This window comes from Natronorubrum thiooxidans, from assembly GCF_900156475.1.
Lineage (GTDB): Archaea > Halobacteriota > Halobacteria > Halobacteriales > Natrialbaceae > Natronorubrum > Natronorubrum thiooxidans.
In genome coordinates this window covers 45,489-58,271 of record NZ_FTNR01000007.1, presented here as the reverse complement: position 1 = coordinate 58,271, position 12,783 = coordinate 45,489, and the positions used below count along the sequence as shown (strand labels likewise).

At 60.9% G+C, this 12,783-nt stretch carries 8 protein-coding genes; 7 read left to right on the top strand and 1 reads right to left on the bottom strand.

Features of this window, described 5'->3' with window-relative positions; all coding sequences use genetic code 11:
- Nucleotides 1–207: 207 nt before the first annotated feature.
- The 4 genes from BW940_RS10925 to BW940_RS10910 all read left to right on the top strand — a co-directional run bounded on the left by BW940_RS10925 (nt 208) and on the right by BW940_RS10910 (nt 4,808).
- Entirely contained in the window at nt 208–1,218 is a 1,011-nt protein-coding gene (locus BW940_RS10925; protein ID WP_076609390.1) for a lipid II:glycine glycyltransferase FemX, read from the top strand.
- A 138-nt stretch (nt 1,219–1,356) separates the two neighbouring features.
- Entirely contained in the window at nt 1,357–2,970 is a 1,614-nt protein-coding gene (locus tag BW940_RS10920) for an alkaline phosphatase family protein (RefSeq protein WP_076609389.1), read from the top strand.
- 114 nt (nt 2,971–3,084) lie between these two features.
- The gene (locus BW940_RS10915; protein ID WP_076609249.1) at nt 3,085–4,287 is read left to right on the top strand and encodes a carboxylate--amine ligase; all 1,203 of its coding nucleotides are present in this window, start codon (nt 3,085–3,087) and stop codon (nt 4,285–4,287) included.
- 191 nt (nt 4,288–4,478) lie between these two features.
- The gene (locus BW940_RS10910) at nt 4,479–4,808 is read left to right on the top strand and encodes a hypothetical protein (RefSeq protein ID WP_076609248.1); all 330 of its coding nucleotides are present in this window, start codon (nt 4,479–4,481) and stop codon (nt 4,806–4,808) included.
- Between the two features lie 113 nt (nt 4,809–4,921).
- Here BW940_RS10910 and BW940_RS10905 read toward each other — a convergent pair whose 3' ends face one another.
- Complete coding sequence (locus BW940_RS10905; protein WP_076609247.1) at nt 4,922–6,229, bottom strand: hypothetical protein; 1,308 nt, start codon at nt 6,227–6,229, stop codon at nt 4,922–4,924.
- A gap of 624 nt (nt 6,230–6,853) precedes the next feature.
- Between BW940_RS10905 and BW940_RS10900 the strand changes: the two genes are divergently transcribed.
- The 3 genes from BW940_RS10900 (at nt 6,854) to BW940_RS10890 (ending at nt 12,679) form a co-directional block, all read left to right on the top strand.
- Nucleotides 6,854–8,644, top strand: a complete 1,791-nt coding sequence (locus tag BW940_RS10900; RefSeq protein ID WP_076609246.1) for a hypothetical protein — start codon at nt 6,854–6,856, stop codon at nt 8,642–8,644.
- 687 nt (nt 8,645–9,331) lie between these two features.
- A complete protein-coding gene (locus tag BW940_RS10895; RefSeq protein ID WP_076609245.1) occupies nt 9,332–10,309 on the top strand; it encodes a hypothetical protein in 978 nt (325 codons plus the stop codon).
- A 537-nt stretch (nt 10,310–10,846) separates the two neighbouring features.
- Entirely contained in the window at nt 10,847–12,679 is a 1,833-nt protein-coding gene (locus tag BW940_RS10890) for a hypothetical protein (RefSeq protein WP_076609244.1), read from the top strand.
- Nucleotides 12,680–12,783 lie beyond the last annotated feature (104 nt).

The following is a 12,783-nucleotide window of genomic DNA, read 5'->3' as shown; positions in this document are numbered from 1 at the left end:
ACTAGTCCCATACCCGACTCTTCAACAGCGATAGCTGTCCCGTCATCAACGGTCGATCGAACCGGTCACTGAACAGCAGCCGTGCTCGAGGGTCTAGAACGACGGAAACAGGGTGCTTACAAAGTGGCCGGAAGGCGACCGATCCCGTATGAGACACCGAGAAACCGACGACAACACTCGAGTATCCGTCTCCGGGTGGTCGAACAGATGAGCATCGAGGTTCGTATCGCGACCGACGACGACTTAGAGCGATGGAACGGCTACGTCGCGCAGTCGCCACAGGGGACGCTGTGTCACGAACTCGAGGCATTGCGAGTCCAGGCAGAACACGCCGATGCGAAGGTCCACCCGTTGATCGGGTTCAAAGGGCAGGAGCCGGTCGGGCTGTTTCCCGTCTTCGAGATCAGAAAGCAGTTCGTCACGACGGTGTTTTCTCCGCCCCCACACCTCCGAGTGCCGTATCTCGGGCCGGCGTTTTTGAACATGGGGAAGCTGAAACAGCGAAAGCGCGAGCGTCGCCGCCAGCGTTTTATGGACGGCTGTTTCGAGTGGATCGAGTCGGAACTGAATCCGAAATACGGCCACATCCGGACGGCGACGGCGTTCGAGGATTCGCGGCCGTTCAAATGGAACGCCTACGACGTGACGCCGGAGTACACCTACGCCGTCGACCTCACCGTCGGGGAAGAGGACCTCCTGATGTCGTTCAGCAGCGACGCGCGGAACAACATCCGGAACACCGACGACGACGCCTACGAGGTCACAGTCGGCGGCCCCGAAGAGATTCGTCTGATCCACGAGCAGGTGACACACCGGTACGAGTCGCAGGATATCAGCTTCGGCGTGCCAGTCGAGTTCGTCCTCGAGCTCGCCGACCGAACCGAGAACGGCCACGTGCGACCGTACACCCTCCGCGTAGACGGCGAGTTCGTCGGCGGCATTCTGGCCCTCGAGTACAACGACACCACGGGCCGGTGGATGGGCGGGGTGCGAACCGACGCCGAGGTCGACGTGCCGACGAACGACCTCCTCGACTGGGCGATCATGAACGACGGCCTCGAGCGCGACCTCGAGACGTACGACCTCGTCGGGGCCGACACGCGCCGGATCAACCGGTACAAAGCGAAGTTCAACCCCACGTTGGAGACGTACTACAGCCTCGAGTACGGCTCGTGGGGGATGCGGACGGTCGCGTCGCTGTACGACAGCGTCAAGTAGGACGTGATTTCGCCGCCGTTTTGAAGCGATCATCGACGGTTGACTCGTGGCCCAGAGCAGTCGTCTCCGCCCGAGGAACAGCTGCCCTGCAAGTAATCTAGGTCATAACGAAAGGTCAGTATCGCGGAAATGTCGATGATGAACAACGACTCCTCCCTTCACACGCTGCTCGTCGGGATCGACGCCGCCTGTGATCGCGTACTCGAACCGCTGTTCGAAGCTGACGAGATACCGACCCTCGAGTCGATCTATCAAGATGGAACGAGTGGGCCACTGGAATCGCAGATCCCGCCGTGGACCGCCTCGGCGTGGCCCTCGCTGTACACGGGGATGAATCCCGGCAAACACGGCGTCTACGGCTTTCTTAGCTTCGACGGCTACGACTGGGACGTGGTCAACGCGACCGACGTCCACGAGCGAACACTGTGGGAACTGCTCGATCGCCACGAGATCACGAGCGCGGTCGTCAACGTCCCCGTCACGCATCCGCCACGAGAGTTCGATGGCGCGCTGATTCCAGGCTACACCGCCCCGGAGGATCCCGACTGTCATCCCGAAGGGCTGCTCGAGGATGTCCGAGCGGAAATCGGCGAGTACCGCGTCTACCCCGACAAGAATGTGGCCGATCTCGGGCAGGCATACACTGACTGCGTGCGCATGCGAGGAGAGGCGTTTCGCTACCTCGCCGATGAGTACGAGCCCGAGTTCGGGTTCGTCGAGTTCCAGGCGACGGACTCGATCTTCCACGAGCGGCCGGACGACGAGGCGGCGATCCGGTCGATCTATCGCGAGGTCGACCGACAGCTCAGCGAGATCCTCGAGGCAACGACGCCGACGAACGTGATCGTCGCGAGCGACCACGGGATGGGGCCGTACGACGGCCAGGAGTTTCGGATCAACGAGCACCTCCGCAACGCGGGGCTCGTCAAAACGAGACGCGGTGGCCGAGGGATGCCGAACTGGGCGACGGTTCGTGACGGCAATCTCAAGGAGGGCGACGATACCACGCGGTACGAATCCGGCGTCGCCGAGCGTGCGATGGCGACCGCCGCCGGGTTCGGCGTGACGAGCCAGCGTATCGGGGCCGTCCTCGAGCGACTCGGGCTCGACGAGGTCGTCGCGGCGTACGCCCCCGCTGGACTCGTCAACGCGGGGGCAACACAGGTCGACTTCCCCAAATCGACGGCGTACGTGCGCTCGCGGATCGAACTCGGCGTTCGGATAAATCTCGAGGGGCGCGAGCCAGATGGTGTCGTCGAGCCAGCAGAGTACGAGGAAGTCCGGACCGAGATCATCGACGCCCTGCGATCGGTGACGACACCAAACGGGCGTCCCGTTTTTGAGGCCGTTCGGCCCCGAGAGGAGTACTTTCATGGCCCCGAAAGCGAGCACGCCGTCGACATCGTGACCATCCCGGCCGACTTCGACCACTTCCTGTCGGCGACGCTGCGAGACGAGACGTTCGGCCCACCGAGCGAGCCGTGGAATCACAAACTCGAGGGAACAGTCGCGGCTCGTGGCGACGATATCGATCACGACGCTGGCGTCGGAAACGCACACCTCTTCGATATCGCACCGACGGTTCTGTCGACGTTCGGGCTGGCGGTCGACGAACGGATGGACGGCGAGTCGCTTCCGTGTGTCGAACCGGCAGGCACACGGCAGTATCCCCGATTCGACGGCACACGATCGGTTGAGACGGCGGACGAGGGGGTCGAAAAACGGCTCGCCGATCTCGGCTATCTCGAGTGAGTCGGCGACACGCTGTCCGGTCACGAATCGCGGAGACTGTAGCCGACGACTGAGCGCATCCGGGAGTCGGGTTAGCCACGTCATAACATTTCTATCCGATATTGGAGTGGTCGTATGGACAACGCCGCCTGGAACGGAAACGAGTCAGTCGTCGTTCCGGGGATCTCCGCACCGAGTACGGTTGCCTGTGTGAGATCGCTCGGCCGACGCGGCATCCGAACGATCGTCGTCTCGAGTGATGAAACAACCCCGGCGTTTCAATCGAAATACTGTGACGAGGCGGTGCGTGTGCCGTCGCCACACGAGGATCTCGTGGCGTACAAAAACGCACTGCGCTCGCTTGCGATGCGCCCGGACGTGCGAACGATCATCCCCGTTCGCGAGCCGGATATCTACGTGCTCTCGAAGTACAGAGACGAGTTCGCAGAACACGTGCGTACGCCCTGGCCGACGTTCGAGACGTTGGCACGAGCACAAGACCGGATGCGGCTGTTCGATGCTGCCGATACAGCGGGTGTCGCCGCACCCGAGACGGCCCTGTTTACGACGGAACCCGATAGCAAGCGCGAGTGGATCGTCAAACCACGGTATACGATCCTCGGGGACGAGTACATCGACGAGTACACGCCCAAAACCTGTGTCGCGCCGCCATCGACCCGGTATCTCGAGTCGACACAGGCCGCCACTACCGAGGACGTCTACACGGAGATGCACCACGTGCCGCTGATCCAGGAGTACGTCTCGACGACCGAAGAGTACGGGTTTTTCGCGCTCTACGATGAGGGGAACCCGCTGGCAACCTTCCAGCACCGACAGCGGCGGGGCTACAGCTACGCCGGTGGCCCCAGTGCGTTTCGCGAATCGGTCGACATTCCGGCCCTCGAGGAAGCCGGCCTGGCGCTGCTCGACGAGCTAGACTGGCACGGGCTGGCGATGGTCGAGTTCCTGCACGACGAGGAGACCGGCGAGTTCAAACTCATGGAAGTCAACCCGCGGTTCTGGTCGTCGCTTCCGTTTTCCGTCCAGACCGGGTCGGATTTCCCCTACTACTACTGGTTGCTGGCAAACGGCCAACAGGAGCTGATCGACCACGACTACCGGCCGGGAATCGGTGGTCACCTCCTCCGTGGCGAACTGCTGTATCTCCACTCGGTGCTCAGGAAAGAGATCGATCTCGTCGAGAAGCCATCGGTGAGCGAGGCGGTGATCGACGTGGCGCGATCGCTCTACGAGCAACCACGATTCGACTACCTCAGCCGCGACGATCCACGCCCGTTCGTTCGCGACCTCCTGAACACGTTTTCGACGCTCCGGTAGGACGGATTCACCGGACGACGGGACGAAAACGGTCGATCACTGACCGTCACCTGATGGTTGTCCTCTCCGGCGTTCGTCATATCTTGGATGACTATTTACTCGTCGTTCTGTATCTGAGTGCCAATAGTTCTTGAATAGCTACCAATAAGTCGACAGGAAGGCTTATGGCGCAGAGACAGACTTACCGAAGTATGGCACGCGACACACCGGTACAGAACCAGGTTGCCACGACAGAATCAGAACCACTCCCAAACCTCGTGACGATTATCGGCCGAGGCGTCCCCTCGAGCTTCGAAATCACCGTCGACGGCGAGATTGAGATGGACGCACACGACCCGTTCGCCGAGGGAACGGTCGTCTCGGGCAGCGTCGCGGAGGGCGCGATTGACGTCGGCGTCCAGCGGTTTCGCTTTGCCGGCCAGGTGACGAACGTTCGTGTCGTCGACTGGAACGGCGTCGAAGCACCGGACTCCGCGAGCGTTCCGAACGTCCACGTCGATTACGGCGTTCCCGAACGGTAATCGCAGCCAGCCGGGTCGGATGCAGTTTTGCGGTCACCACCACACGAGAGCGCAGCGATGCGGCCGGACGACGAGCCAGTGGTGACGGCGAAGCCGGGGTTGCAATGAGTCCGCTACCGGCCGGGTCGAACACGTCGCAGCCCCGACTTCGCAGACGTCCAAGCGGGATAGACCGTGTTGTAGACGGGAGCCGGCGCGTTTCTCGCGCCCGCACGGAGTAGTCGGTGTGACAGCGGCGGCGAGGAGTCGGAAACCAGGTCGCCGAGATCAGCCGCGTCGAGCCACTCGAAAAACGCCGCTTCGGCGTCCGACGTCGGCTCCGTTTCGCGAGCGCGCTCGCGGATATCGTCCCACATGTAGCGTTCGTCCTGTCCGAGGACCCACCGCCCCTCCTCGAGTGCAGTCCGAATCTCGTGGTAGTCCTCGTCGACGAACAGATAGCCGTGTGCCGTTGGCTCGAGGCCGGCGAGTCGAAGGCCGACGGCAGTCCGATAACACTTCTCACACTCGCCGCAGTTGCCGTCCATCCGGACGTTACAGGTCTGGAGTTCGAGTGTCGGCTCCTCGTCGCGGACGTAGTCGGCGATGACATCGAGTCGTTCCTGCCGGGTGAGTTCGTGACCATCGTGGTGACACTGCGTGCCGGCCCACCGGATGTTGTCGTCGATATCGGGCCGCGACCCCCACTCGAGGTCGATCCCCTCCCAGTGGGTCGCGGCGACGTAGAGGTCCTCGATACCGCGAGCGTAGGCCATCGGCGCACAGAGACCGAGTAGCCCGAGGCCGTGACCGACGGAGCTGTACCACGCGCCGTCGACGTGGCGCTTGTAGTGGGCCAGCAACATCGGATGAGCGAGAAACGAGAGCATGTTCGACTCGAGAAACGCCGTCTCAAGGTCGTGGTCGGCGGCGAACGACGAGACGCGCGAGCGAAGAGCGTTCCAGTCGTCATCGTCGGCTGGATCGGGCGTGATCGTCCAGCCACGAATGCTGATGAGCGTCGGTGACTCATCGCGGTGGCGGACGTACGAACACGTCGAGTCGACGCCGCCAGTAAAAAGTAGCCCGCTCTCACCGCCCGCGTCGGGGTCGGCGTCGATCGTGCGCTTTGCATACAGCGTCCCTCCCTCGAGAAAGTCGTGCATCGAGCACAGCGTTTCCTTGACGTCCTCGAGGGCGCTCGCGAAGGTCGCGTCGACCTCGTCGACGTAGACGTCGGCCCCGTTTGCCCACGCGACGGGACAGACCTGTGCGAGGACGGGGATCGCACGCACCCCCTCGGGGACGTCCGCGATCGAGACGTCGTAGTCGGTTCGAAACGATTCGTCCGTAAAAAACCGCTCGAGGTCCGCGGACGTCCGAACGTCCGACTCGAGGGTCGTGCCGTCGGCGCTGACGTGGTCGATAACGATGGATGACATAGGAGTTTCAACTGACTGCTCAGTGGCAATACTGCCGGGTATACGCCGTCGACGGCGTTCGACGACTCGGGTAATCGTGACCCGTACATCGGGAACTTCGGCAGTATACGACACCCACTGTTCGCTGTCACCTGACTGGATCACGGAGAGGTACAAAAACCATCAGAACCGTTGATCGTTCGGGAATCGAAAACGCAATCCATACAACTCAGTCCTCGAGCGATAGGGATCGCATACACGCAGCCGATAGTGTGCGTCTCCGCCTGAACGTGACCGAGGGATGAAATCGAGAGCAGCCGTCCGATTCCGGTCAACGGCCGAGAACCGGCAGCGTGGGCTGTCCAACGAGTCGCCAGCGATCACTGTGACAGTGGGCCAGCCGGACGCGACCGCGCGACGGACACAGTCCGTGTCACGTCGGGAGAGCGTATCGGTCAATACGGTTTACACCCCGATCGAACACGAACGGCTGTCGCGGCGGGCGATAAGCCATGAGACACTGTTGAGGGTTCACTCACTGGTGACCGACAGGATAGGAGCCGGATAACAAACCGCTGGCTCGAGGACCATTCCTCAAGACATGCGTATCGACATTGGAACGGACAGCTATTCACTCGAGAGTACATGAAACGGTCGACACTCAACGTCACGGTCGCTGTTGGCTTTCTCGCAGCCGCGATCGGACTCCTCGTCGCGAGGGCGAATCCGGCGACAAGCTACGAGCCGTCGATCTATACGGGCACACCGGCGATAACGTGGGTCGCGTTCGCCGTCGCGCTGGCGATCGCCGTCAGTACGGCACTGACCTGTCGTGGCCGCGAACAGGCGCTCGGGATCGGACTCGGCGCGATGACAGTCACCGGAATCGTCAGTCTTCCGGTGATCAGAAACTATCGGTTCTCCGGGATGGGCGATGCACTCACACATCTGGGCTGGACGAGAGACATCACCACAGGAGCGTTGGCCCCCCACGAGTTGTTTTATCCCGCGGTCCACTCGATCGCGTCGGTCTTTCATTACGTGGGTGGTACTCCGATCGAACGCGGGCTCCTGTTCAGCATGGTCGTCCTGTTCGTGCCGTTCGTGATTTTCGTTCCACTGGTCGTTCGAGAGCTGACGGGTACCAGTATGGCGATCGGAGTCGGAGCGATCGTCTCCTGGATGGTGTTGCCGATCAACAACATCGCGACACACATGGGCGTGCACACGAACTCGAACGCCCTCTTTCTGGTTCCCGTCGTCATCTTCGCGGTCGTCGCCTATCTCCGTCGCCGGGCCGCAATCGAGCGGCTGCCGCTTGGCCTCTCACCGTTTAGCCTCCTGATTGTCTTCTCCGGGGTCGGACTCCTGTTGGTCCATCCACAGCAGATGGTCAACGTCGTCATCCTGATCGGAACGATCAGCGTCGTCCAGTACGTCGTTCGACGCCGCTTCGACGACCACCCGATCCTCGATCACCCGACGACGTATGCACACACGATCACCCTCGGAGCCGTCTTTACTCTCTGGGCAGCGAGCAATGAGCGGTTCAGGGACGCACTGATCGGACTCCTTGTCGGTATCCTCACCGAAGACGTCGGTGGTGGTGCTGAGGTCGACCAGCGCGGGGCCTCGCTCGCAGCGATCGGCGGCAGTCTCGGCGAACTGTTCGTGAAGATGTTTCTCGAGTTGGCCCTGATCTCACTCGTCGTCGGCGTGTTCATCCTGCTTCTGTGGATTGGTCGAACTAGCCTCGACCCCGAAACGAAATCGGTGGTCAACTATCTCGCAATCGCGATGGTACCGCTGACTGGACTGTTCGCCGTCTACTTCATCGGAACCCCGACGATGGCGTTCCGCCAGATTGGCTTTCTCGCGGTCATATTGACGATCCTCGCGGGGGTTGCCATTGCACGTGGCGTTGGCACGCTCTCGAACTACAGTACCCGACCGGCCGGAAACGCCCTCGCAGCAGTCGGCCTCGGTGCCTGTCTCGTCCTCGGGCTGATAACCGTGTTCGCATCACCCATGATCTACGATCCTGGACAACACGTCACCGCACAGCAGTTCAGCGGCTACGAGTCCGGCTTGGAACACGCAGACGACGAGATTCCCCATGCAGGGATGGGCTATGATCCCTACCGATACGACCATGGGATCAACGGCGTCGAAGGGGAAAGAACACTGAGCGGCGCAACAATCGCAAGCGGAACCGTCGATCCTGACGCGTTCGAAGCCGGCAACTACGGCGAGGCGTACAACGGCATCGACTACTACTTCATCGTGACCCAGTACGACCTCGTTCGCGAGATCGAGGTCTACCAGGAACTCTATCACAGCGACGAGTCACTCGAGGAGTTCGAGACCTCCCCAGATGCGAACAAGGTACTCTCGAACGACGAATTCCGAATGTACGCCGTTTCCGGCGCAGAATAGCGCCGGAGCCCACTGTAGCAGGACGACAACACGACCCAGGACAGCCAGAACTGGCATCGGCGATGGACAGACGGCACACCGACTGCAACCTAACAGATAATGCGTTGATTCTCTTCGCGCGTGCGCGAGGCGTGGGTGTCCGATACTGTGTGGGCCCCCACGAGTGGCGAACCCGCGTCGGAGCCACCACTGATCGAAGTAGACGGTGTTCGATGGACAGCCACAGCAGACAGACGAGTGACATCCAGCCGTCCGCTCGAGGCGGATCGCGCTCGTCGTCCCGACCGACGTGGGCTACCGGTCCATCGTTGGACTGCGGTGGGCACGAGTGCAGTAGCGGCTGGACGATCACGTGATCTCGCTGTTCGATTCCCACCGCCGGTTTCAATCGAGTAATAGTGGACTGATCGCCTTGATTCGATCTCGAAAGCCGATAGCGTCGATATTTCGGTGTCGGTAGCGACAAACAGCGATCGGACGATACACCGCCTCTCGCGTGTGGTAAGCCAATATTTCTGCAGAAAAAACTGATTACTCGAGGACGAATGCGAAGCGGATCGTTCATAGTTTCGTGAAGAAATAGTCACAGATTCTGTTTGGTTTTGCAGTGTTAGAAATATATTCTGTAAATTTTATCTACATTGACAAAGAAAAGTTTATAGCTGTAAGCCCAGGTTACGCAAGTGTATGGCGCAGAACCCCCGTACGTCCGAGACGGACACTACGCCGAATGCAGACCGTAATAGTGGATTAAGCCGCCGCAGCTACGTGCGCTCGCTCGCTGCGGTCGCGACTGCAGCAACCACTCTCGGTGCAACCGGCACGACCGCCGCCGAGGACGACTCCGAGGAGTCCAGCGCTACCGGCAAGGGCGACTTCGAGGTTATCGAAGCCGCCGGCCAGACGATCACCATCGGCGACGGTGAGACCTGGGAGAACAAACTCATCGACATGACGACCGGCCAAGACATCGTCATCACCGCCCACAGCAGTGACTGGACGATCCGGAACATCGGGTTCAAAGGCGAGAACACCTCCGGGACCGGCTCTGCCACGTTCGGTATCTCTGACACCGGCGGCGGCACCTGTACCGTCGAAAACGTCTATCTCGGTGATGGCTCGAGTACGGGCAACGGCAATCCGAACGGTCACGGACAGACCGCATTCTGGGTTGCTCCCGACCACTCCGGCCACATCGACTTCACGAACGTCAACATCCAGGGCTTCGCGGACAACGCGATCTACGGCTCTGCCCCCGGTAACAAAGGCGGCGGCACGATCCACATCGACAGCTGTTTCGCTGCCAACTGTTATGTCTCGCACTTCCGACTCGCAACGGCCGGCAGCAAGGTCACGAACTCGAGCGTGTACGTCGACAACGAGGGCTATGCAGGCCGCGGAATCTGGGCCTGGTCGCCCGGCACGATCGAAGTCGAGGGCTGCCAGATCGAGATGAACGGCAACCACACCGCGATCGATGCCGGGGCAAACGGCCAGGGAACGAACGTCGTGCTCCGCGATACCGACTACGACGAGCAAGCCGGCATCGCCGAACACGCTGGCTCGACCGTCGAACTCGAGGGCGACACGGGTACTGCCCCCGAGGCGGTCATCCCCAGTGGCACACCGACCAGCGCCGAAGAGGCAGCTGCTGGCGACAACTAACGGCAACGAAGCGGTCACTGTAACGGACACCGATCGGTCCTCCCGCTGACGCGATCGCGCTGCTGCGGACGCTCCTTTCCCTCCACTTCGAACTCCACTGCATTTTGACTCGCAGACCACCAGAACCGAGAGACACCCTCGCCGGGTCGTCGTTCGATATGGTGTGGCGGTCAGTGGCTAGCGGATGTGAACGAGCGCTGTTTTTCACCGCCTGCTCTCCGAGGAGTGACCGCTCAGCAAGCGCCACGCCTCGAGACGAGTCCACGACACCGCGCCACGCGATCAGTAACCGGGCGAACGAACGGATCAAAACCGTCCGTAAGAGCAGCTTACTGCTCAGTTAGCGGAGCGTTCGGGACCAGAATAGGGGTAATATAGTATTACTCGAGCGGACGGCGGGCAGCTGTGATATATAAAATTCCACGAAGAAAATAGAATGATTGCTTCAAATGACATTCAGATAGTATCTAAAGTCTATAAATTTTAAGTAAAATAGAAGAGAAAGTTTATGGTGGTAGTATCGTATTACCCGATTGCATGGCACGCGAATCTTCGGTACTGAACGAAAATCGATCTGCCGGCAGCGAGGACCAGCCGGCAGACGAGAGCGGTAATTCGGGATTACTCCACCGGCGCTCGTATATGAAGTTGGCCGGTGCAACGACTGCAGCAGCAACGGTGTTCGGCACGAGCGCAAGCGCCGACGAAAACGACTACGACGTCATCCGCGCACGCGGACAGGTGATCACCATCGGTCGCGGAGAGACGTTCGAAAACAAACTCATCGACGTCTCGACGGGCAACAGTGTCCTATTGAACGTCACAGGCGCGAACTCGGTTATTCGAAACATCGGGTTCAAAGGCCTCTATCGCGGCGATCAGTTCCTGATCTCGATCAATGCTGGTCGCGGCGACATTCTCTTCGAAAACATCTATATGGGCGATGGGGCAACCAAGGAAGGCTCGAGTTTCGTCCACGGCCCCGGTGGGGTCTTCATGCATCGCAGCAGCGACGCGAACCTGACGTTCCGCCGCTGTAACGTCCAGGGGTTCCCGAACAACGGCTTTTACTGTTCAAACACCGCCTCCGGACCGAGCAGCGTCCACTTCGATACCTGCTTCGGAAAGAACAACGGCGTCACGACGTTCCGCTGTGCGAGCGGCGACGACGTGATCGAAAACTGCGTCGCGTACAACGACACCACCGACTACGGCCCCGGCTACGGTGGTTACACCGAGACCAACGGCCGACCTGTCTGGGTCTGGAACGGCGGGACCGTGACGATTCGGGACTCACACTTCGCCGACGGGCCATACCCCTACGCGCTCGTCGCCGGCGCGAACGGCTCGCCCGGCCGCGTCAACTTCCAGAGCGGCGGCTACCGAGGAGACATTCAGCGTGCGAGCGGCTCGACCGTCTCCGTCGATGACGCTGTCTCGAGCTCGCCGGATCTCTCGATCCCTGACGGCGTTCCGACCTCGGCAGAGGCAGCTGCATCGGGAACTGCAAGCGCCGACAGTGGGACAAGCGGGACGGACAGTACCGACGACGAAGCCGATGAAGCGGACGAGGACCTCCTCGAGAACGTGATCCTCTTCGACGGCGACAGCTCGGACGTAACCCGATACGAGTTCGAAGTCGACGGCGACGTCGAACCATCGAACTACGAGGGCGCGACGATCGACGACGAAGCCGAGATCGAAGACTCGCTTGCAAGCGGCGTCGTCGCAGACTGGAAAGACGCGTTCCGCTTTTCCGGCGACCTCGAGGAACTCACCGTCGACGGGCCGGCAACGGTGCTAATCAACGACGAGGAAGTCGATCCCGCCGACTACGGCGAGGACCTCCCACACGTCCTCGAGGTCGAGGGCCAGGGCTCGCCGACGAGTTTCGAGATTACGGTCGAAGGGACGATCGAACTCGCTGGCAACGATGATCCCGAAGACGAAGCGACGACGGTTTCCGGTTCGACAGGCCAGAGTACTGTCACCGACGGGAGCCAGATATTCCGCTTTTCGGGTGCACTGACAGACGTCACGCTCATCGATGGTGAGGCGACAGTCAGCCTCGATGGCGAAGAGATCGATCCAGCCGACTACGGCGACCACGAGGTGCTCCCGCACGCACTCGTTATCGACGGAACGAACGCTGAGAAGCCAAGCACGTACTCCTTCGAGGCCAGTGGTGCCGTTGTCAAATCGACCTACCGAGACGCCACGATCGACGACGAAGACGTCGTCGAGGGCCGAGCCGTTCGCGGTGCCGTTGGCAACTGGCTCGACGCCTACTGGTTCGAGGGCGATATCGAGGCGTTCAAACTCTGTGGCGACGCAACCGTCGACGTCCAGTACAACGTTCGCGAGCAGTGAGGAACTCGCCGCTGCTCGCACAGCAATAACCGGTATCGAAAACCAGTCTTCTCACTTCTCGTGGTGAGCCGGCGATCGGCGTTCCACGTCTAAGCGATAGAGCA

Bases quoted from the DNA above. Each gene is read 5' to 3' on its own strand.
- BW940_RS10925 (WP_076609390.1), top strand. From the start codon at position 208: ATGAGCATCGAGGTTCGTATCGCGACCGACGACGACTTAGAGCGATGG.
- BW940_RS10920 (WP_076609389.1), top strand. From the start codon at position 1,357: ATGAACAACGACTCCTCCCTTCACACGCTGCTCGTCGGGATCGACGCC.
- BW940_RS10915 (WP_076609249.1), top strand. From the start codon at position 3,085: ATGGACAACGCCGCCTGGAACGGAAACGAGTCAGTCGTCGTTCCGGGG.
- BW940_RS10910 (WP_076609248.1), top strand. From the start codon at position 4,479: ATGGCACGCGACACACCGGTACAGAACCAGGTTGCCACGACAGAATCA.
- BW940_RS10905 (WP_076609247.1), bottom strand. From the start codon at position 6,229: ATGTCATCCATCGTTATCGACCACGTCAGCGCCGACGGCACGACCCTC.
- BW940_RS10900 (WP_076609246.1), top strand. From the start codon at position 6,854: ATGAAACGGTCGACACTCAACGTCACGGTCGCTGTTGGCTTTCTCGCA.
- BW940_RS10895 (WP_076609245.1), top strand. From the start codon at position 9,332: ATGGCGCAGAACCCCCGTACGTCCGAGACGGACACTACGCCGAATGCA.
- BW940_RS10890 (WP_076609244.1), top strand. From the start codon at position 10,847: ATGGCACGCGAATCTTCGGTACTGAACGAAAATCGATCTGCCGGCAGC.